This is a genomic window from Bradyrhizobium sp. WSM2793 (genome assembly GCF_000379585.1).
GTDB lineage: Bacteria > Pseudomonadota > Alphaproteobacteria > Rhizobiales > Xanthobacteraceae > Bradyrhizobium.
Genome location: NZ_KB902796.1, coordinates 34,856 through 54,017 on the forward strand (window position 1 = coordinate 34,856; position 19,162 = coordinate 54,017).

The following is a 19,162-nucleotide window of genomic DNA, read 5'->3' on the forward strand; positions in this document are numbered from 1 at the left end:
CGCTGACTCCGGGGACCATGACCATGACCCGATGGACACGCCACCTGCCCTTGATCGCCGCCCTGTTCGGCATCGCCTTCGCCGCACCAGTGCAGGCTGAAGAAGCCGACGATCCCTGGCCGGGCCTGGTGCAGGACATCTTCAACAGCCGTGCGATGAATGACGGCAGCGCCGTCATCGGCATCGAGATGCCGTATCGCGCAGAGGACGCGGCGATCGTGCCGGTGACCCTGCGTAGCAAGCTGTCACCCGCAGACAGTCGCCGTATCCGTTCGATCACGCTCGTGATCGACCGTAACCCGGCGCCAATGGCCGCGAAGTTCGAGCTCGGCTCCGATGCCAATGTCACGGAGATCTCGACGCGCGTGCGTGTCAACAATTACACCGATGTGCACGCGGTGGCCGAGCTCAGCGACGGCCAGCTCTATGTCTCGAAAGTCTATGTGAAGGCCTCGGGCGGCTGCTCGGCGCCGGCAGGAAAGAACGCCGAGGGGGCGCAAAACCGGCTCGGCCAGATGCGCTACCGGCAGTTCGCGCGCGAGGAAGCGCCCGCGAGCCGCATCCGCGAAGCGCAGATCATGATCGGCCATCCCAACAATTCCGGCCTGCAGATGGACCAGGTCACGCAGCTCTACATTCCCGCCTTCTTCGTCAACCAGCTGAAGCTGACGCAGGACGACAGCCCGGTGCTATCGATGGAAGGCGGCATCTCGATCTCGGAAGATCCCAATCTGCGCTTCACCTACGTCTCCAACGGCGCCAAGCGTTTCCGCGCGGAAGCAAAGGACACGGATGGGCACGTGTTCCGGAATGAGTGGGATGTAGAGAAGCCGGGGACGTGAGAGGCGGATCACCCTCTTCTGGAGGGGGAGGGTCGGCTCACATGGAGCGCAGGGAAATGTGAGACGGGGTGGGGTGACGGTCTCTCCACATCCGACACTGCCGAGTGGAGAGATCACCCCACCCCGCTCGCGCTGCGCGCGATCGACCCTCCCCCTCCAGGGAAGGGTAAGACATCGCCGCTATCATCAAAAACACCTCACCTCGGCTTCCGCCTGCGCGCGCCGCAAATCGTTCACTGCCGTGTTCGCCTGCTCGGAGGTGCGGAACTGGACGCCGAGATTGCCGCGGACCTGGGACATGCTGAGCGCGGTCTCGGCAGTCACGTAGCGCTCATAGGTGACGATCGAGGCGACCACATCGATCGAGCAGGAACATTGCTCGATCGATTGCCGACTCTCGCCATTGGCCTTCATGCAGCCATAGACGTACTCCGCGCGCGCCGACGTCGGATAATCATTGGCCTCCTCGGCCCGCGCCACGCACGCGGTCGCCGCCAACACCGTCAATGCGGCGACAATCGGTCGTAGCTGTCCGGCCAGTTTCATGCGCATCCTCCCGCGGGTTGCGAGCAAAGCTATGCTATGCGTATTGTCCTGAAAAGCACTCTGTCAGAGGAAACGGCTCACAAGGTGATGAGAGCATTTGGCGTGATAAGGGCACTTGGTCGCACATTGGCGCTGGCGACGACGCTGACGCTGACCTTGGCCGCGCCCGGCCGCGCCGCGGATACGATCCGCCTTGCGGTGCAGAAAACCGGGACATTTTCCTGGGAGCTGGCCGCGATCCGCGCGAGCGGGCTCGACAAGGAGGCGGGCCTTTCGCTTGAGGTTACCGAGCTCGCGAGCACCGAGGCCGGCAAGATCGCGATGCGCGCAGGCAGCGCCGACATCATCCTGTCGGACTGGCTGTGGGTGTCGCGCGAGCGCGCGCTCGGTGCCAAGCTCACCTTCTATCCCTACTCCAGCGCGCTCGGCGCGGTGATGGTACCCGCATCCTCTCCGATCAAGACGCTCGCCGACCTGAAGGGGCGCAAGCTCGCGGTCGCCGGCGGGGCGATCGACAAGAGCTGGCTGCTGCTCCAGGCGAGCATGAAGCAGGACGGCATCGACCTGAAGTCGGAGGCGACCATCGCCTACGGCGCCCCGCCCCTGATCGCCGCCAAGGCGCTCGACGGCGAGATGGAGGCGAGCCTCAATTTCTGGAATTTCTGTGCCCAGCTCGAGGCCAAGGGATTTCGCCGCCTCGCCGGCATCGAGGACATTCTGCCGAAGCTCGGTGCCAAAGGCGCGGTCTCCGCGGTCGGCTATGTCTTCGACGAGAATTGGGCGGCGAGCCATCGCGACGCCGTGGCGCGCTTCATCGCAATGACGCGCAGGGCCAAGGAGCTGCTGGTGAACTCGGATGCGGCCTGGGGCAAGATCGCGCCGCTGACCGGCACGTCCGACGCAGCCATGCTCAAGACCTATCGCGACCGCTATCGCGACGGCATTCCGCGCCGGAGCATCGACGACGAGGAGAAAGACGCGCGCGTGCTCTACCGCGTGCTGGCCGAGATCGGCGGCCGCGACCTCGTCGGCCCGGCGGCCGAGCTCGATCCGGGCACGTTCTATCACGCGGTCCCCGGAGATTGAGGTGCTGCGTCTTCTGTCGTTCGCCCTGTTTCTCGCGATCTGGTGGATTGCCGCGCTGTTCGTCGGCGGCGCGAAGCTGCCCTCCCCGCCGGCCGTGCTCGAGGTGATGATCGCGGAAGCCTCATCCGGCGCGCTGTTCCTGCATCTCGGCGCCACGCTGGCGCGCGTCACCCTCGCCTTCGTGCTGGCGATGTCGCTCGGCAGCGCCATCGGCTACCTGATGGGACGGGTCAGGCTTGCGGATAAGCTCGGCGATCCCTGGCTGATCCTGCTGCTCAATTTGCCGGCGCTGGTCGTGATCGTGCTGGCCTATATCTGGGCCGGTCTCACCGAGGCTGCCGCGATCGCGGCGATCGCCATCAACAAGCTGCCGACCGCAGTCGTCACCTTGCGCGAGGGCACCCGGGCGCTCGACCGCTCGCTCGACGAGATGGCGAGCGTGTTCGCGATGCCTCGCTGGCGCGCGTTCCGCCATGTCGTGCTGCCGCAGCTTGCGCCCTATATCGCCGCCGCCGCCCGCTCCGGACTGTCGCTGGTGTGGAAGATCGTGCTGGTCGCCGAACTCTTGGGCCGTCCGAACGGCGTCGGCTTCGAGATCGGCGTCGCCTTCCAGCTGTTCGACACGCCGCGGCTGCTGGCCTATTCGCTGACCTTCGCCGCGGTCGTGCTCGTGATCGAAACCTTGCTGGTGCAGCCGTTCGAAGCCCGCGCAACACGGTGGCGGCCCCGTGCGGCTTGAGGTCGAGATCACAGGCAAGACGTTCAGGAGTGCCGCGGGCGGGACGCACGAGGTGCTCGCGCCACTCAGATTCGCGCTTTGCCCCGGCGAGGTCGGTGTGCTCATCGGCCCCTCCGGCTGCGGCAAGAGCACGATGCTGCGCATCATCCTCGGGCTCGATAGCGATTTCAGGGGCCACGTTGCGCGGCCACCGCAGGCGCGGATCGGCATGGTGTTCCAGGAGCCGCGGCTGTTGCCGTGGCGTTCGGTCGAGCAGAATGTGCGGCTGGCTGCGCCCGACGTGACCGAGGCGATGCTGTCGGAGCTGTTCAGGATTCTGGAGCTGGAAGCGCATCGAAGCCACTTTCCCGGCGAGTTGTCGCTCGGTCTTGCCCGGCGCGTCGCGCTCGCGCGCGCTTTCGCAGTCGAGCCCAATCTGTTGGTGCTCGACGAGCCCCTCGCCTCGCTCGACGATGCGCTCGCCGGCCGCCTGCGCGACGAGATCGCGACGCTGGTGGCCAGCCGTCCGGTGATGACGCTTTTGGTGACACACAGCCTGGACGATGCAGTGCGCCTCGGCGACCGGCTGTTCTTCCTGTCGCCGCGGCCAGCGCGGATCGTGGCCGAGGTGCCTATCGGCATCCCGCGCGACAGACGCGGCGAAGCCGAGATTGCGGCGATCAAGGCCGGCCTCGCCCAACGAACTCAAGGCGACCGCACCGAGCGAGATGTCTCATAGCCGGTCGCCTGGCGGACGTGCTAGGCTGGGCCGGCGGCGGAGTCGATGATGACGCGGACGGTCGCCCTCTCAACGCTGGCAACGCTTGGTCTTGCACTCGTCACGATGACGGCGGGCGCGCAGGACATGATGCGCGACGTCGACCTCACCTCCCCCGCGATGGTCTCGTCCGAAATGACCAGGCCAGAGGTCGAGGCCGTGCTGGCCAAAGCGAGCGCCGCGCAGCCTGCCGATTTCACCGGCAAACGCCTGTCGGGCCTCGATCTCTCGGGGCTGGACCTGTCCAACGCGGTCTTCCGCGCCGCGCGGCTCAACAAGACAATACTCCGAGACGCCAGGCTTGACCGTGCAATCCTCGATCAGGCGTGGCTGCTGGATGCGGATCTTACCGGCGCAAGCCTGAAGGGCGCCAATCTGTTCGCCTCGCAAATGGCCCGCGCGCGTCTCGACGGCGCGAACCTGTCAGGAGCGCGCATCGCTGCCGATCTCACCGGCGCAAGCCTGGTCGGCGCTTCGATCGCGGACGCGAATCTGGGCGCCGATATCGCAACCAGTCGATGGGGCTGATGCGCGCGGTGCTGAGATCCGCCAATCTGGAACGGGTGAACGCGCGCAACGCCGATTTGTCGCGCGTCGACCTCGAATTCGCAGTCCTCAGGGGCGCCGATCTGAGCGGCGCATCACTGAAAAACGCCCAACTCGGCGGAGCCGATCTGACGGGCGCCATCGTCATCGACGCCGATTTCGACGGCGCCGATCTCGTCTCGACGAAGCTGATCGCACTGAATGGCCTTGACCGCGCCAAAAATTTCGACAAGGCAAAGAACCGCGAGCGCCTGATCAGGGAATGATGGCCCGCCTTTGGGAGGACTGGCTGATGCGTTGGGTTCTAGCTTTGATCGCGTCGTTGACGCTTGCCGGCGAAGCCGCCGCGCAGGCCAAGGGCAAGGGCATAAGGCTCTGGAACCTGACGACGGAGACGATCTCCGGCTTCCAGCTCTCACCCGCCGGCAAGACCGACTGGGGCCCGAACCAGTGCTTGAACGACAAGGACAAGGAGGTCGACCACGACGAGCGGCTGCGCATCACCGGCGTCGAGCCGGGCCGCTACGACGCCAAGGTCAGCTATCCCAATGCGCGGCAATGCGTCGTTCGCGACATCGAGATCAGGGCGGACGCGGTGTTCTCGATCGCCGACAAGGATCTGAAAGACTGCAGCAAGTAGCGAGACGCCTTACGCCTTGTCGTTCGGGTGCGGATATTCGCAGCGCCACCGCACCGCCTGCCACTTCGGATGGTCGCCGACCCATTGCGCGATATAGGGGGGCGCGGCCATCGCGCATTGCCGCGGCGACCCGCCATAGTTGAACATCAGATGCTGTTCCTCGCAGGTCGCAGGCGAGAGCACCGCACACACAGTCACCACCAGGTCAATCGGGTTCATGCCGGGATCCTCTCGCAAGGGGCGGTCAAGATTAGCACGAAAGGTTACGTTCCACGGAAGCGGAAGTTTCAGATCCGGGCGAGAAATGGGGCCGGAACTGGGCTCTTCCCGTGCTCCCGGGCAAAGCAAAGCCCGGGCATGACGACGCTCTCTGCTAAAAATTAACCCCGAACACCATCCGGGCCTGGTGGCGTTCGAAATTGACGAGGTCGAGATTGCCGCCCGATCCGGCCGGGCGCCCCCAGGCCTGCATGCTCCAGCTCAAGGTCAGCCGCGAGCGCTCGGAGAGCTGGAAATAAGCGGTCGGGCCGACGAACAGGGCCTGGCCTGAAAACTCGCCGAGGCCGATGCCTTCGTATTGCCGGAAGTAGCGCAGCTCGCCGCCGAGCAGCATGTTGGGCCGCACGCGCACCAGGCCGGCGAACGCGGCACCGATCGTCGAACTCTTCTCGGACTGCCCCGCCACCTCGAAGCGCGCCCATTCCGGTTGATAGATCAGGTTGAGGGCGCCGATGGCGAAGTTGGGGATGAGCTCGCGGTCGAAAGCGAGGGTGAATTCGGTGCCGTACATCCGCCCCTTCGCGCCGCTGGTCTCGTCGATGCGGTCGCCATGGAGCTCGGCGGCGATGGTGAGGCCGAACGGGGCGTGCTCGCGGTTGAGCAGGCGATAACGCAGGTCGAGCGAGGCGCCCTGGAAGTTGATCTGGCGGCGGTCGTCGATATCAGGGACGCCGGTGATGTCGTGCAAGCTGGCGTTGGCGCCGACCTCGATGCGGAAGTTCGGCAGCGGCACGATCTCGATCTCGACCTCTTTCTCAAGAGCGCGATAGGTCCCGCCGCCCTTGCCGAAGCGCCCCGTCGTCTGGCTCTGGAATTCGCGCTCGCCGGGATTGCCGACATCGGTGCCGATCATGAAGCCGAAGATGTGCTCGGTATCGAAGCCCTCCTCGGCACGCCCATGCGTCGGTGTCAGCGCGACCGCGCAGGCAAGCACCATCAGAAATCTGCGAGCTCCGCCGCGCATCCCCATGCCCCGAAGGCGCGCGCCGCTTTGATGCGGCAGCAGCGCTGACCGGCCATCAGCGTAACACACTGCAGCAAGAGCGTGTTCGAGATTTTGATGGAAGATGATTGAAGCCTGCGCAGGCGTGTCATCGCGTCGATGGCAAGACGCAGAGCACAACGATGCCAGGCCTGAGATCCGACACTGCCACGGCTTCGACGGCGTTCACCGTCGAAGCCGCGGCAGGTCGTCAGTCTTACTTGCGCGCAGCGCAGGCGTACATGTTGATTTCCATGCCGACCGGCACTTCCACGATCTTCGGAGCTTTCCAAGCCATTCGGGGTCTCCCCAAGGTATTGAGCGCGACATCGCGCGGCGCAAAACCTAGGGCTGCGTTAGGTGCAGTTCAAGCCTCGATTCGCCTGCCGAGCGCGTCCGTGTCGATTCTTCGCGGCTGCATTTCTCTCTCGGACAAAGCCAGTTCCCTCTTGGTCAAACACGACCTGCGAGACACCGTCTTGTGCGACGCACCGCACGTCGAATCGACACGAATGGCACCGTCGCCGTCAGCAGCCCTTATCGGCCATTGCGGCGTCCGGCTTGGCACCTTCGGCGCGCTGAGCCGCCGTCGGCTGGCTCTGCATCTGCCGCTGCGCATCTTCGGATGAAGCCGGCGTTTCGCCACTTGCACGATTCATCGTGCTGGTCGGCGGATGCTGGCTGGTGTCGCCCGCTGAACTGGACGAGTGCGACTGCGCTGCGCCCACCGTCACTGGACCAGAACCGGCATCCTTGTCAGTGCTGGCGCTGCCCGTGTTGCACGGGCCGGCGACGGCGACGCCGGCGCTCAACGCCAGGATCGCGCAGGCAGCAAGAATGGAACGTTTCGTGTTCATCTGCATCTCCTCTTCTCCCGCCGCGCTGCCCCGGCGCCGAGCAGGACTCGCGAAGAGAACAGGCCGAACAGCCTGATGTTCCGAGTGTCGGAGCGGAAATGCCCGCAAACGCCCCCTCGTCTGTTCCGATTTACCGTTCACCGCAACAATCGCAGCAGCGACCGGCCAGCGCGCGAATTCAGCTCCTTCGCATCCAGCGTTCCGTCCTTGTCGGGATTGGCCGCGTTAAAGCGCTGCTCGACCACGGCGAGATATTCGTCGAGCGTCAGGGTCCCATCGCGATCGGGATCGGCCGCGGCAAGCTCTTTCGCCGTCAACCGCCCACGCAATTCGCGCGCGTCGAGCGTGCCGTCACGATCGGGATCGAGCTTTGCGAACGTTGCGGCGGCCGCCTTCTTCACCTCGGCAAGATCGAGCGTGCCGTCATTGTCGGTGTCGAACAACTTGACTGCGCTGCCGGAGGCAGACCACGCCGGACCGGACAACAATGCAATGGTGAGTGCAAGCGCAACTGAGCGACGCGAAATCATCAAGACCTCCCAGATGAAGAGCCCCGGTTCGGGCGGGACACAACGAAATAAATCCACAAGCGGTCCCAGGTTCAAGTCCGTAACTGCAACTTGCGCGCGCGACAACCCCGGGGAACCCGGCTTGCGCCCCCGAACGACCGACGCCCGGAGCTGCGTCGCGTCGCGGGATTTTTCAGCGTCTCCGCACAAGTGGGACTCGGTTGCCGTCAGGTTTCCGTAAGGTGACCGGCGCCTGTTCAACGATATCGACGCGACACTTATGACTTTCGTATTGACGCGTTTTGGTTTCCGACGGAGTGTTGCTCCCGCAGCGTCAAAAGGCGCGCATATTGGGAGGAACGGATGAAACGCTTTGCGATGGCCGCGAGCCTCGTCATGCTTGCATCGACTTGTGCAAGCGCACAGACCACCGAGCAACTGGTCAAGGGCGCGACCGATACATCGAACGTTCTCAATTACGGGATGGGCTACAATCTGCAGCGCTTCTCGACGCTGAACCAGATCAACAAGGACAGCGTCAAGAACCTCGTCCCGGTCTGGAATTACTCGTTCAACGACGATCGCAGCGAGGAATCGCAGCCGCTGGTGTACCAGGGCGTGATCTACGTGACCTCGCACAACGCGACCATGGCGGTCGACGCCAAGACCGGCAAGCAGATCTGGAAGACCAAGGTCGAATATCCCGCCGAGACGCCGCGCATCGTCTGTTGCGGCATCATCAACCGCGGTGCGGCGCTCTATGACGGCAAGGTGTTTCGCACCACGCTCGACGCCAACGTGATCGCGCTCGACGCCAAGAACGGCAAGGAGCTGTGGCGGCAGAAGGCGGCCGACATCAAGGAAGGTTACTCCATGACGGTGGCCCCGCTGGTCGCCGACGGCGTCGTCATCACCGGCATCTCCGGCGCCGAATTCGGCACCAGGGGATTCATCGACGGCTGGGATCCTGCGACGGGCAAGCATCTGTGGCGCACCCATTCGATCCCCTCGCCGGAAGAGCCCGGCGGCGATACCTGGAAGGGCGATACCTGGAAGCTCGGCGGCGGCTCGACCTGGATCACGGGGTCTTATGACCCCGAGCTGAACACGATCTATTGGGGCATCGGCAATCCCGGACCGTTCAACTCGGCGGTGCGTCCCGGCGATAATCTCTACACCTGCTCGGTGCTGGCGATGGATCCCAAGACCGGCAAGATCAAGTGGCACTACCAGTTCTCGCCGAACAATCCGTTCGACTATGACAGCGTGGCCGAGATGGTCCTCGCCGACATGAATGTCGAGGGCAAGCCGACCAAGGTGCTGATGGACGCCAACCGCAACGGCTTCTTCTACGTGCTCGACCGCACCAACGGCAAGCTGCTCGCGGCCAACCCTTACGTGAAGGTCAACTGGGCAACCGGCATCGACATGAAGACGGGACGTCCGATCGAGACCGACGTGTCGAAGGACGCGCGCGAGGGCAAGAAGGTCACGGTCTATCCGTCGATCCTCGGCGGCAAGAACTGGGAGCCGATGTCCTTCAACCCGCAGACCGGCCTTGCCTATGCCAACACACTCGCCTTCGGCGGCAGGTACAAGACTGAGCCCGTCACCTTCAAGCAGGGTGAATGGTATCTCGGGATGGACCTGACCGACCTCTGGGAGTACGGCGACGGGCCGCGCGGTCATCTCAAGGCGATCGATCCCATGACCGGCAAGTCGAAATGGGAAGCGCCGAGCGACATTCCACGCTTCTCGGGCGTGCTGTCGACCGCGGGCGGCGTCGTGTTCTCGGGTGCCCTGACCGGCGAGTTCGAGGCCTTCGATGCGGACACCGGCAAGAAGCTCTGGCAGTTCCAGACCGGGTCCGGCATCGAGGGCCAGCCGGTGACCTGGCAGCAGGATGGCGTGCAGTATGTCGCGGTGACCAGCGGCTATGGCGGCGTCTACTCGCTGTTCTCGGGCGACGAGCGGCTTGCCAACGTGCCGCCCGGCGGCTCGCTGTGGGTCTTTGCGGTCAAGCAGTAATCCACGGCATGATGCTGAGAAAACCATCTCACAAGACGGCGGCGGTCCTCGCCGCCGTCGCGGGGTTGACGGTCGCGCTTGCGGCGACCGTTCGCGCCGCGGACGACGCAACCGGCAATCCCATGCAGGCACAGATCGACCACGGCAAGTCGACCTATGCTTCGAAATGCTCGCACTGCCACGGCCCCAATCTGATGAACTCCGGCACGATCACGCCGGACCTGCGTGCCATCCCCGACGACAAGACCCGCTTCATCACCACAGTGAAGAACGGCAAGAACAACAAGATGCCGCCGTGGGGCGATATCCTCAACGACGAGGAGATCGGCTCCCTCTGGGCCTTCATCTCCAGCCGGAGGAAGCCATGAGGGGCCGGCGTGCTGCATGGAGCATTGCGGCCCTCCTTTCGACGATGGCGTCGGTCGCCCTTGCGGCCGACGATCCCCTGAAGATCTGTCTCGACGAGGACCGGCCGCCGTTCTCGATGCACCACCGCGGCAAGCCGGATGCCGGCTTCGACGTGCTGCTGGCGCAGGCAATGGCGGAGCGGCTCGGACGGAAGCTGACGATCCAGTGGTTCGAGAGCAAGCTGGACGAGGATTCGAGTCCCCAGCTCGAGGCCAATGCGTTGCTCTCGGATGGCCGCTGCTCGCTCGTCGGCGGCTACGCGCTGACGAAGGATTCGCTCGTCGCCCCCGGGATGAAGACGGCGCGCTTGCCTGACTTCGCCGGGGCCACGCGCGACGATCGGCGGCGCCGCGTCGCACTCGGCGTGCTCGCGCCGAGCCAGCCTTACGTCTATTCGCCGATGACGGTCGTGCTCGGTCCGAAGGCAAGCGGCCGCAAGATCGGCGACATCGGCGATCTCGCCGGCCTTCGTCTCGTCATCGAAAGCGGCTCGCTCGGCGACGCCATCCTGATGACCTTCGACAAGGGGCGGCTGATCGACAACATCACCCATCTCGTCCCCGGCCGCGACGATCTGCTGGGCGCACTCCAGCGCGGCGACCATGACGCGACGCTGATCGACCTCGGCCGCTTCGACGCCCATCGCGCCGCGCATCCGGACACGACGATCACCGCGTCGGGCTACTATTATCCGATCGGCGCCAATCGCGGCTATGTCGGACTGGGCAGCGATGGCGCGCTGATCGACGCCGTCAACAAGGCGCTGACGGGGCTCGCGGCCGAAGGCAGGATCGCAGAACTCGGCAAGCAGGCAGGGCTCACCTATCTGCCACCGCGCGAGCCTGCGATTCTGGGCGATGTCTGGATGAAGATCATTCAGCGGTAGAGCTGGTCGCGGCGAGCGGCAGCACCTCCGAGCGCTCCGCTGTCATGCCCGCGAAGGCGGGCATCCAGTACGCCGCGGCCCAACGGGTCAATCACAACCGTCACGGAGTACTGGATCGCCCGCCCCAGTGCGCAATTGCGCACAAGGCGGGCGATGACAACGAGGGTGTGGCGAGGCCGTCGGGCCCTACGCAAAGTTCTGCATCATTCCGTGCTATGCTTGGCTTTTTCATTCGCCCCTTTGGTGCTCCGTGAATTCGCCCATCAGCCCGTCCGCCACCAACCTGCGCGACCTGCTCTCCCGCGAAATCAAAACCGCCGAGCTGCTGCGCGCGCTGATTGTCGTCGGACCCATGGTGGCCGCCTATTTCATCGCGCGCGAAACGGCGCTGCTCAATCTCGGGCTGGTCGCGGTCTCGTTGCTCATTCCCGCGCTCAGGCAGCACTTTCCGCCGAAAGTCATCGTCTGGCACTACCTCGCCATCCTCGTGACCTTTGCCGCACTCTTCCTGGCAGCCCCGATCAAGCCGCTATTCGCGGTGCTGACGGCGCTTGCCGGTTTTCTGGCGGTGGCAGGGACCCGCTATGGCGAGCATTTCCGCACGCTGGGCAATTGGGTATTCATCCCCGCCATCTATCTCGCCTGCGAGGTGCGCGAGGGCGTGAGCGCCGCCGAAGCGCTGCGGCATGCCGGCGTGATCATCGCCTCCTCGCCGATCGCGCTGGCGCTGGTCTGCGCCATCCGGATTTACGACCAGCGGCGGCAAGGCGATGCCGCAACCTCGTTCGGGCCGCCCGCGCCCGAGTGGTTGCTGCCCGCGCTGGCAACCGCCATGGCGGTGTTCGCGGCGGCGGCGCTGGTCGAGATCCTGAACCTTGCGCAGGGGCAATGGGTGATGTGGTCGGCCGCGAGCGTCGTGGTCGGCGATCTCTCGACGTCCACCGACAAGCTGAAGCAGCGTACGATCGGCGCCTTCGTCGGCGTGCCGCTGGGCTTCCTCGCCGGCATCGTATTGCCGCAGAGCCGCGTCGGCTATGCGCTCGCGGTGCTGGCGGCGACCCTCACGCTGATCTCGTTTTCCCGCTACATCCTCGGCTTCGGCCTGCGCTGCTTCTTCATCGCGCTGGCGGCCTCCTTTGCCGGCGGCGCCAGTGGCATCGCGGAGGAGCGCATCGTCAACGTGCTGATCGGCGGCAGCTTTGGCCTCATTGCCGTGGCCCTGACCGAGATCGTGTGGCTGCGCATCATGCGTAAGGCGCGGTCGCCCCCCGGGTGAGGCGCGAATGGGCACCTCGCCGCTGTGTCGAATGCGCCAATCTGTCTCGCTCGCCGGCCATGGCGGCGCCAGCCTGATGCAGTAGGTTCGGCCAAAATCAGGAGGGAATCATGTCCGCCAAATTCGATCGCCGCCACTTCGTCGCCGCCGGTACCACCGCACTTGCGATGCCCTTCCTCATGCGCAACGCCTCGGCGCAAGCCGCGTGGCCGTCGCGGCAGATTCGCATGATTTGCAGCTATCCCGCCGGCGGGCAGACCGACCTGCTCGCGCGCGCCTATGGTGAGTTCATCTCCAAGCAGGTCGGCAAGACTGTCGTCGTCGAGAACAAGCCCGGCGCCTCCGGCGCGATCGGCACCGCCGAAGTCGCCCGCGCCGAGCCCGACGGCCACACCATGCTGTGCTCGATCTCGACCACCTACATCATGAACCGGGTGGTGATGAAGAATCCCGGCTACGACATGGACAAGGATTTGGCGCTCGTCAGCGTCATTCCGGGTGCCGGCCTGTTGCTGGTCGCGAACCCCAAGACCGGGGTCAAGACGCTGGAGGATTTCGTCGCGTTCGCACGCAAGAGCGGCAAGGTGAACTTCGGCACCTATAGCGCCGGCTCGGCCCCGCACATGACGATCAACGAGCTCAACAAGCAGTATGGCCTGTCCATCGAGCCGGTCCATTACCGCGGCGAAGCCCCGATGTGGACGGGGATGCTCGAAGGCACGCTGGATGCCGCGATGGGCAGCTACACGGCGGCGCAGTCGGTCCTGCAAAGCGACCGCGGCACCGTGTTCGCGGTGCATTCGAAGAAGGTCGATGCGATCCCTGCTATCAAGACCCTCCCGGAGCAGGGCGCGACCTCGAAATTCTTCACCGTGAGCGGCTTCTCGGGCTGGGCCGTGCCGAAGGCGACGCCGCAAGCGGTCGTCGACCGCCTGGCTGAGCTGTGCGTTGCCGCCAACAACGATCCGAAAGTGAAGGAAGTTCTCACGACCTTCGTGCTCGAACCCGCAATCGGCTTCAAGGAGAGCAACGCCCTGTATCAGCGCGAACTGCCGATCTGGATCGAGAGCGCGAAGTCTCTCGGCCTCGAGCCGGCTTGAGGATCGAGGGACGGCGGAGCGCGCCCGCCGTCCTTCCCGGGCCGGCTTCCGACCAAAGCCCTAGTGTCGGAAACGCAATTTCACGCTATGATTGTGCGCCACCGCCGAGAGCCTTCATCGGGGCGGAACGGGAAAGGCCGATTGCATGACACCGGATGGAGTCGCTGTCGCCGTCATGGTCATCCTGCTCTTTCCGATGGGCTATTTCACGCTGGCATCGCCCGCCTTCCTGCTGGTGAAGCTCGATATCCAGCCCGTCGCCCAGCTGCTGCGCGGAATGTTCAACGCCCATTTTCTGGTGATGCGCATCGCCGCCGTGATTGGAACGGTGGCCTTCCTCCTCGACGGCCGCCTGGCGGCTGCGATGGGCGTCGGCATGATCGCTGCCCTGGCAATCTGGGGGCGCAGCTGGTTCATGCGGCGGATGGACGACCAGCTCAGCGCAAGGGACGCCGGCGATGCCGAAGCCCCGCGTCGGTTGCGCAGGCTACATTGGAGCGGAATGCTGGGCAACGCGGTGCTGCTCGTCGCTCTCGTGGTCAGCATTCCCTATATTGCGACGTCGGCGTAAGCGAGATCGCAATCGCTGACAGCCCCTTGCGTCCGGCCTAGTGCTCGCCCGAACTCGCGGTGGCCTGCTGCGCCTTGTGGATCGAGGACGGCACCACGCCGAAATATTTCCGGAACACCCGGCTGAAATGCGATGAGCTGGAGAAGCCCCAGGAGAACGCGACGTCGGTGATGGTCTTGCCGGCGTGGGCCTCGAGCTCCTGGCGGCAGTTCTGCAGGCGCGCCTGCCAGATGTAGTCGCTCACCGTGGTGCCGCGCTCCGAGAACAGCATGTGTAGATAGCGCTTGGAACAGCCGAGCTCGGTCGAGATCTGGTCGATGCACAGATCCGGATCGCGCAGGTGCTCGCGGATGAAGAACTGCGCGCGCACATACATCGCTTCGGGCCCGACACGGTCGAACATCGTGTCGGCTTCGCGCAGCGGCAGCAGCAACAGGTCGATCAGCGAATCGGCGACGCCGACCGCGCTGTTTGCCGACAGCTTTGCCGCCTCGTCGAAGGTCGCATGAACGAAATCGTGCGCGATCCGCCCCGTCCCTGTCTTCGACGACAGCTTGCAGGCGGGCATCCGCTGCGAGGGGAATCCGCGATCGCGCAGCAGCGCCTTCGGCACGATCACGACGTCGTGACGGGTGAAGGCCGGGCTGATGATCGAATGCGGGCAGGAGACGTCATAGGCGATGATGTCGCCCGGGTTGATTTCGATGTGGCGGCCTTCTTGTTCGAAATAAGACACGCCGTAAGTCTGGAAGTGAATCTTGATGTACGGATGCTCGTTGGCCTTGGCGCGCGCCAGCGTATGGGCGATGCGATGCTGACTCACTTCGATCTGGCAGAGCTTCAGGCGCGAGACGCTGGTGTAGTCGATGCGGCCCTCGAGCGAGGACGCCTCCAGCGGATCGACGTCGAAATGCCCACACAGACTCGTCAGCCCGTCGATCCAGCTTTGGATCTGGCGCTTCGGCGTCATGCCGGTCGTCGAGAGCGTGTGAATGGTGTCGGACATTAATCCAGCCACTGGTTTGATCCGGAGAGACGCGAATCGCAACCAGCGCTGCCGGAGCCCTCAGCCGTGATTGCGTGACGTTTACCTCGAATTTGAGCGGTCTTTTGGCACGAGCGCCATCGTTCCATTGCCACCCTTGAAACTTAATCCTCCGCCTTAGTTGCAGCGCCGTCAAGGGGAACCTGAGCGTTGAAGGCACTGTCAAAGCGATGCGGAAGCCGCTGAATTCGCTACTGCAAAATCAAAATCTTCGCGTCCGTGCGCTATCAAGCAAACCGCCTTCTCTCTTGGGCAAGTTTCCCGATGACGAAGTCGTTAGGGATTGCGGCAGGAACAACAAGAACGGGCCGCTCCTGCACGTGGACCCGTGGCTCTCATCAGGAGGAGGAAACAGCACAGCATCGTTTCTGGTCCCAATCGTGACCGCCCTGCACGAGCAGACGCCGGACGAGAAGCCCGGTGAATCAGTATTGCTTCGGAAACAATAAACGAGACCAACGGAGGAATAACTATGCGCAAGGTGCTACTGGCGACCTTTCTTGGCTCCGCGGCGGCGCTCGCCGTCGGGGGCGCCTCAGCCAATGACGAGCTGGTCAAGATGTCGCAGAACCCGAAAGACTGGGTGATGCCGACCGGCGACTACGCCAATACCCGCTATTCCAAGCTCAACCAGATCAACGCACAGAACGTAGGCAAGCTCCAGGTGGCCTGGACCTTCTCGACCGGCGTGCTGCGCGGCCATGAAGGCGGCCCGCTGATCATCGGCAACATGATGTACGTCCACACGCCGTTCCCGAACAAGGTCTATGCCATTGACCTTTCGCAGGAGAACAAGATCGTCTGGAAGTACGAGCCGAAGCAGGATCCGAACGTCATCCCGGTGATGTGCTGCGACACCGTCAACCGCGGCCTGGCCTACGGCGACGGCAAGATCTTCCTGCATCAAGCCGACACCACCCTCGTCGCGCTCGATGTCAAGACCGGTCAAGTTGCGTGGACCGCCAAGAATGGCGATCCGAGCAAGGGCGAGACCGGCACGTCGGCCCCCATGGTCGTCAAGGACAAGGTGCTGATCGGCATCTCCGGCGGCGAGTTCGGCGTCCAGGCCCATATGTCGGCTTACGATATCAAGACCGGCAAGCTGGCATGGCGCGGATATTCGGAAGGACCGGACAACCAGCTCCTGGTCGACGACAAGACCACCGCGCTCGGCAAGCCGATCGGCAAGGATTCCAGCCTGAAGACCTGGCAAGGCGATCAGTGGAAGATCGGCGGCGGTGCCACCTGGGGCTGGATCTCCTACGATCCCGAGCTGAACCTCGTCTACTACGGATCGGGCAACCCCTCGACCTGGAATCCGAAGCAGCGTCCCGGCGACAACAAATGGTCGATGACGATCTGGGCGCGTAACCCGGATACCGGCGTCGCCAAGTGGGTCTATCAAATGACGCCCCACGACGAATGGGACTATGACGGCGTCAACGAGATGATCCTCTCGGACCAGTCGATCAACGGTCAGCCGCGCAAGCTGCTGACGCATTTCGACCGTAACGGCCTCGCCTACACCATGGACCGCACCAACGGCGAACTCCTGGTCGCCGAAAAGTACGATCCGAAGGTGAACTGGACCTCCGGCGTCGACATGGACAAGAACTCGCCGACCTACGGCCGTCCGAAGGTGCTCGACGCAGCTTCGACCGACAAGGCGGGCGAGGACGTCAACGTGAAGGGCATCTGCCCGGCCGCGCTCGGCACCAAGGACGAGCAGCCGGCAGCCTACTCGCCGGACACGCAGCTGTTCTACGTTCCGACCAACCACGTCTGCATGGACTACGAGCCGTTCAAGGTGAGCTACACCGCGGGCCAGCCCTATGTGGGTGCGACGCTCTCGATGTATCCGCCGGCGGGTGAAACCCACATGGGCAACTTCATCGCCTGGGACGGCAAGACCGGCAAGATCGTCTGGTCGAACAAGGAGCAGTTCTCGGTCTGGTCGGGTGCGCTCGCAACCGCCGGCGGCGTGGTGTTCTACGGCACGCTCGAAGGCTACCTGAAGGCGGTCGACGCCAAGTCCGGCAAGGAGCTCTACAAGTTCAAGACTCCCTCCGGCATCATCGGCAACGTCACCACCTATGAGAACGGCGGCAAGCAGTATGTCGCAGTGCTCTCCGGCGTCGGCGGCTGGGCCGGCATCGGTCTGGCGGCAGGCCTGACCGATCCGACCGCAGGTCTCGGCGCGGTCGGTGGCTACGCGGCTCTCAGCAACTACACGGCACTCGGCGGTACGCTGACCGTGTTCGCGCTGCCGAACTAGGCCCATCAGCATCGCTCCGGCGCGTGGAATAAACTCCACGCGCCGGCTCGTCTCCCCCGGGCTCCTTCGAGGATGAATCTCTTGCGTAAAATCTGCTCTGTCATTGCTGCGATGATCTTGGTTGCGTCCGGAGGAATTGCGGTCGCGGACGGTCCGGGCGATCCGACCGCCGTGAAGAAGGAAGACGACGGAAAGTGGCTCGATAAGGAAGGCACTCCGACCTACAAGATTTCCGACGGCACCGTGGACTGGTTCACCTATTCCGGATACCGGCGCTATCACTCCGACTGCCACGTCTGCCATGGACCCGACGGCATGGGCTCGACCTACGCGCCGGCGCTCAAGGATTCCGTCAAGTCCATGAGCTATGGCGACTTCCTCGGCGTTGTCGCCTCCGGTCGCAAGAACATCTCGACCGCGCAGGAGAACGTCATGCCCGCCTTCGGCGATAATCCGAACGTCGCCTGCTACATGGACGATCTGTACGTCTATCTGCGCGCCCGCTCCACCGAAGCATGGGGTCGGCAGCGTCCCTCCAAGAAGGAGGAGAAAACGGAGGCCTACACCAAGGCGGAAGACGCCTGCATGGGCCATAAATGAACGTTGCTGAGGCTGCCGAGACTACCTCTTGGCACCTTGCGAGAATTTGAGGAGCTACCAATGAAGACACGTGCCGCCGTCGCTTTCGAAGCCAAGAAGCCGCTCGAGATCGTCGAGCTCGATCTGGAAGGACCGAAGGCCGGCGAAGTCCTGGTCGAGATCAAGGCGACGGGCATCTGCCATACCGACGCCTATACGCTCGACGGCTTCGACAGCGAGGGAATTTTCCCGTCGGTCCTGGGGCATGAGGGTGCGGGCATCATCCGCGAGATCGGCCCTGGCGTGACCTCGGTGAAACCGGGTGACCACGTCATCCCGCTCTACACGCCGGAATGCCGGCAGTGCAAAAGCTGCCTCAGCCAGAAGACCAATCTCTGCACCGCGATCCGCGCGACGCAAGGCAAGGGCGTGATGCCCGACGGCACCAGCCGCTTTTCCTACAAGGGCAAGCCGGTCTATCACTACATGGGCTGCTCGACCTTCTCGAACTTCACCGTGCTGCCGGAGATCGCGGTCGCCAAGATCCGCGAGGACGCCCCCTTCGACAAGAGCTGCTACATCGGCTGCGGCGTCACCACCGGCGTCGGCGCCGTCGTCAACACCGCGAAGGTCACGCCCGGCTCCAACGTGGTCGTGTTCGGCCTCGGCGGGATCGGCCTCAACGTGATCCAGGGCGCCAAGATGGCCGGCGCGGACAAGATCATCGGCGTCGACATCAACGACTCCAAGGAGGATTGGGGCCGCAGGTTCGGCATGACCGAGTTCGTCAACCCCAAGAAGATCACCGGCGACATCGTCCAGCACCTCGTCGGCCTCACCGATGGCGGCGCCGACTACACTTTCGATTGCACCGGCAACACCACGGTGATGCGCCAGGCGCTGGAAGCCTGCCATCGCGGCTGGGGCACCTCGATCATCATTGGCGTTGCCGAATCCGGCAAGGAGATCGCCACCCGCCCGTTCCAGCTCGTCACCGGGCGCAACTGGCGCGGCACGGCCTTCGGCGGCGCCCGCGGCCGCACCGACGTGCCGAAGATCGTCGACTGGTACATGAACGGAAAGATCCAGATCGATCCGATGATCACCCACGTGCTCAAGCTCGAAGAGATCAATAAGGGCTTCGACCTCATGCACGAGGGCAAATCCATCCGTTCAGTCGTCGTCTACTAGCTCGAAAGCGTCACCCCAAG

At 64.1% G+C, this 19,162-nt stretch carries 21 protein-coding genes and 1 pseudogene; 15 read left to right on the forward strand and 7 right to left on the reverse strand.

The window, feature by feature from the left end; all coding sequences use genetic code 11:
• The first annotated feature begins 23 nt into the window (after positions 1–23).
• Complete coding sequence (locus A3AS_RS0127320) at positions 24–842, forward strand: quinoprotein dehydrogenase-associated SoxYZ-like carrier (protein ID WP_026202406.1); 819 nt, start codon at positions 24–26, stop codon at positions 840–842.
• A 186-nt stretch (positions 843–1,028) separates the two neighbouring features.
• Here A3AS_RS0127320 and A3AS_RS0127325 read toward each other — a convergent pair whose 3' ends face one another.
• Positions 1,029–1,388 carry a hypothetical protein gene (locus A3AS_RS0127325; RefSeq protein WP_026202407.1) on the reverse strand — a complete coding sequence of 120 codons (360 nt, stop codon included), beginning with the start codon at positions 1,386–1,388 and terminating at the stop codon, positions 1,029–1,031.
• Positions 1,389–1,475: 87 nt separating this feature from the next.
• Here A3AS_RS0127325 and A3AS_RS0127330 point away from each other — a divergent pair, with 87 nt between their 5' ends.
• From A3AS_RS0127330 to A3AS_RS0127350, 5 genes and pseudogenes are all read left to right on the forward strand, one after another.
• Positions 1,476–2,474 carry an ABC transporter substrate-binding protein gene (locus tag A3AS_RS0127330; protein ID WP_049815003.1) on the forward strand — a complete coding sequence of 333 codons (999 nt, stop codon included), beginning with the start codon at positions 1,476–1,478 and terminating at the stop codon, positions 2,472–2,474.
• 1 nt (position 2,475) lies between these two features.
• Positions 2,476–3,213, forward strand: a complete 738-nt coding sequence (locus tag A3AS_RS0127335; protein WP_018320721.1) for an ABC transporter permease — start codon at positions 2,476–2,478, stop codon at positions 3,211–3,213.
• On the forward strand, positions 3,203–3,931 hold the full coding sequence (locus A3AS_RS0127340; RefSeq protein WP_018320722.1) for an ABC transporter ATP-binding protein: 729 nt from the start codon (positions 3,203–3,205) through the stop codon (positions 3,929–3,931). Before A3AS_RS0127335 ends, A3AS_RS0127340 begins: the two co-directional genes overlap by 11 nt.
• 48 nt (positions 3,932–3,979) lie before the next feature.
• Positions 3,980–4,782 (forward strand): annotated as a pseudogene (locus A3AS_RS0127345) (pentapeptide repeat-containing protein).
• Positions 4,783–4,808: 26 nt separating this feature from the next.
• A complete protein-coding gene (locus A3AS_RS0127350; protein WP_026202409.1) occupies positions 4,809–5,156 on the forward strand; it encodes a hypothetical protein in 348 nt (115 codons plus the stop codon).
• A gap of 9 nt (positions 5,157–5,165) precedes the next feature.
• Here A3AS_RS0127350 and A3AS_RS0127355 read toward each other — a convergent pair whose 3' ends face one another.
• The 5 genes from A3AS_RS0127355 to A3AS_RS0127375 form a co-directional block, all read right to left on the reverse strand.
• Positions 5,166–5,375 carry a hypothetical protein gene (locus A3AS_RS0127355; protein WP_018320724.1) on the reverse strand — a complete coding sequence of 70 codons (210 nt, stop codon included), beginning with the start codon at positions 5,373–5,375 and terminating at the stop codon, positions 5,166–5,168.
• A 154-nt stretch (positions 5,376–5,529) separates the two neighbouring features.
• Entirely contained in the window at positions 5,530–6,372 is an 843-nt protein-coding gene (locus tag A3AS_RS0127360) for a hypothetical protein (RefSeq protein ID WP_157644394.1), read from the reverse strand.
• 262 nt (positions 6,373–6,634) lie between these two features.
• Positions 6,635–6,715 carry a pyrroloquinoline quinone precursor peptide PqqA gene (gene pqqA, locus A3AS_RS43865; RefSeq protein WP_012029362.1) on the reverse strand — a complete coding sequence of 27 codons (81 nt, stop codon included), beginning with the start codon at positions 6,713–6,715 and terminating at the stop codon, positions 6,635–6,637.
• Between the two features lie 229 nt (positions 6,716–6,944).
• Complete coding sequence (locus A3AS_RS0127370) at positions 6,945–7,280, reverse strand: hypothetical protein (protein ID WP_018320725.1); 336 nt, start codon at positions 7,278–7,280, stop codon at positions 6,945–6,947.
• 131 nt (positions 7,281–7,411) lie between these two features.
• Positions 7,412–7,804 (reverse strand): EF-hand domain-containing protein, encoded by a 393-nt coding sequence (locus A3AS_RS0127375; RefSeq protein WP_018320726.1) that lies wholly within the window; start codon positions 7,802–7,804, stop codon positions 7,412–7,414.
• A 342-nt stretch (positions 7,805–8,146) separates the two neighbouring features.
• On the opposite strand from A3AS_RS0127375, the gene A3AS_RS0127380 reads away from it, so the two are divergent.
• From A3AS_RS0127380 to A3AS_RS0127405, 6 genes are all read left to right on the forward strand, one after another.
• The gene (locus A3AS_RS0127380) at positions 8,147–9,811 is read left to right on the forward strand and encodes a methanol/ethanol family PQQ-dependent dehydrogenase (RefSeq protein WP_018320727.1); all 1,665 of its coding nucleotides are present in this window, start codon (positions 8,147–8,149) and stop codon (positions 9,809–9,811) included.
• 11 nt (positions 9,812–9,822) lie between these two features.
• On the forward strand, positions 9,823–10,179 hold the full coding sequence (locus A3AS_RS0127385; protein ID WP_026202411.1) for a cytochrome c: 357 nt from the start codon (positions 9,823–9,825) through the stop codon (positions 10,177–10,179).
• Positions 10,176–11,105, forward strand: coding sequence for a transporter substrate-binding domain-containing protein (locus A3AS_RS0127390; protein WP_018320729.1), 930 nt, complete (start codon positions 10,176–10,178; stop codon positions 11,103–11,105). Before A3AS_RS0127385 ends, A3AS_RS0127390 begins: the two co-directional genes overlap by 4 nt.
• Before the next feature lie 250 nt (positions 11,106–11,355).
• Positions 11,356–12,381 carry an FUSC family protein gene (locus tag A3AS_RS0127395; RefSeq protein ID WP_018320730.1) on the forward strand — a complete coding sequence of 342 codons (1,026 nt, stop codon included), beginning with the start codon at positions 11,356–11,358 and terminating at the stop codon, positions 12,379–12,381.
• 110 nt (positions 12,382–12,491) lie between these two features.
• The gene (locus A3AS_RS0127400; RefSeq protein WP_018320731.1) at positions 12,492–13,481 is read left to right on the forward strand and encodes a tripartite tricarboxylate transporter substrate binding protein; all 990 of its coding nucleotides are present in this window, start codon (positions 12,492–12,494) and stop codon (positions 13,479–13,481) included.
• 145 nt (positions 13,482–13,626) lie between these two features.
• Positions 13,627–14,052, forward strand: coding sequence for a hypothetical protein (locus tag A3AS_RS0127405; protein WP_018320732.1), 426 nt, complete (start codon positions 13,627–13,629; stop codon positions 14,050–14,052).
• Between the two features lie 37 nt (positions 14,053–14,089).
• On the opposite strand, the gene A3AS_RS0127410 is transcribed toward A3AS_RS0127405, so the two are convergent.
• Complete coding sequence (locus tag A3AS_RS0127410) at positions 14,090–15,058, reverse strand: helix-turn-helix domain-containing protein (protein WP_018320733.1); 969 nt, start codon at positions 15,056–15,058, stop codon at positions 14,090–14,092.
• Positions 15,059–15,569: 511 nt separating this feature from the next.
• Between A3AS_RS0127410 and xoxF5 the strand changes: the two genes are divergently transcribed.
• From xoxF5 to A3AS_RS0127425, 3 genes are all read left to right on the forward strand, one after another.
• Positions 15,570–17,372 (forward strand): lanthanide-dependent methanol dehydrogenase XoxF5, encoded by a 1,803-nt coding sequence (gene xoxF5, locus A3AS_RS0127415; protein WP_018320734.1) that lies wholly within the window; start codon positions 15,570–15,572, stop codon positions 17,370–17,372.
• Between the two features lie 111 nt (positions 17,373–17,483).
• Positions 17,484–17,972: a c-type cytochrome, methanol metabolism-related gene (locus tag A3AS_RS0127420; protein ID WP_018320735.1), complete on the forward strand. Its 489-nt coding sequence runs from the start codon at positions 17,484–17,486 to the stop codon at positions 17,970–17,972.
• Between the two features lie 60 nt (positions 17,973–18,032).
• Positions 18,033–19,142 (forward strand): S-(hydroxymethyl)glutathione dehydrogenase/class III alcohol dehydrogenase, encoded by a 1,110-nt coding sequence (locus tag A3AS_RS0127425; RefSeq protein WP_018320736.1) that lies wholly within the window; start codon positions 18,033–18,035, stop codon positions 19,140–19,142.
• Positions 19,143–19,162 lie beyond the last annotated feature (20 nt).

What these genes read in the sequence shown, in the direction of transcription:
- pqqA (WP_012029362.1), bottom strand. Translation starts at nt 6,715, where the DNA reads ATGGCTTGGAAAGCTCCGAAGATCGTGGAAGTGCCGGTCGGCATGGAA.
- A3AS_RS0127320 (WP_026202406.1), top strand. Translation starts at nt 24, where the DNA reads ATGACCCGATGGACACGCCACCTGCCCTTGATCGCCGCCCTGTTCGGC.
- A3AS_RS0127425 (WP_018320736.1), top strand. Translation starts at nt 18,033, where the DNA reads ATGAAGACACGTGCCGCCGTCGCTTTCGAAGCCAAGAAGCCGCTCGAG.
- A3AS_RS0127350 (WP_026202409.1), top strand. Translation starts at nt 4,809, where the DNA reads ATGCGTTGGGTTCTAGCTTTGATCGCGTCGTTGACGCTTGCCGGCGAA.
- xoxF5 (WP_018320734.1), top strand. Translation starts at nt 15,570, where the DNA reads ATGCGCAAGGTGCTACTGGCGACCTTTCTTGGCTCCGCGGCGGCGCTC.
- A3AS_RS0127375 (WP_018320726.1), bottom strand. Translation starts at nt 7,804, where the DNA reads ATGATTTCGCGTCGCTCAGTTGCGCTTGCACTCACCATTGCATTGTTG.
- A3AS_RS0127390 (WP_018320729.1), top strand. Translation starts at nt 10,176, where the DNA reads ATGAGGGGCCGGCGTGCTGCATGGAGCATTGCGGCCCTCCTTTCGACG.
- A3AS_RS0127355 (WP_018320724.1), bottom strand. Translation starts at nt 5,375, where the DNA reads ATGAACCCGATTGACCTGGTGGTGACTGTGTGTGCGGTGCTCTCGCCT.
- A3AS_RS0127410 (WP_018320733.1), bottom strand. Translation starts at nt 15,058, where the DNA reads ATGTCCGACACCATTCACACGCTCTCGACGACCGGCATGACGCCGAAG.
- A3AS_RS0127325 (WP_026202407.1), bottom strand. Translation starts at nt 1,388, where the DNA reads ATGAAACTGGCCGGACAGCTACGACCGATTGTCGCCGCATTGACGGTG.
- A3AS_RS0127405 (WP_018320732.1), top strand. Translation starts at nt 13,627, where the DNA reads ATGACACCGGATGGAGTCGCTGTCGCCGTCATGGTCATCCTGCTCTTT.
- A3AS_RS0127380 (WP_018320727.1), top strand. Translation starts at nt 8,147, where the DNA reads ATGAAACGCTTTGCGATGGCCGCGAGCCTCGTCATGCTTGCATCGACT.
- A3AS_RS0127370 (WP_018320725.1), bottom strand. Translation starts at nt 7,280, where the DNA reads ATGCAGATGAACACGAAACGTTCCATTCTTGCTGCCTGCGCGATCCTG.
- A3AS_RS0127420 (WP_018320735.1), top strand. Translation starts at nt 17,484, where the DNA reads ATGATCTTGGTTGCGTCCGGAGGAATTGCGGTCGCGGACGGTCCGGGC.
- A3AS_RS0127360 (WP_157644394.1), bottom strand. Translation starts at nt 6,372, where the DNA reads ATGGTGCTTGCCTGCGCGGTCGCGCTGACACCGACGCATGGGCGTGCC.
- A3AS_RS0127330 (WP_049815003.1), top strand. Translation starts at nt 1,476, where the DNA reads ATGAGAGCATTTGGCGTGATAAGGGCACTTGGTCGCACATTGGCGCTG.
- A3AS_RS0127400 (WP_018320731.1), top strand. Translation starts at nt 12,492, where the DNA reads ATGTCCGCCAAATTCGATCGCCGCCACTTCGTCGCCGCCGGTACCACC.
- A3AS_RS0127385 (WP_026202411.1), top strand. Translation starts at nt 9,823, where the DNA reads ATGCTGAGAAAACCATCTCACAAGACGGCGGCGGTCCTCGCCGCCGTC.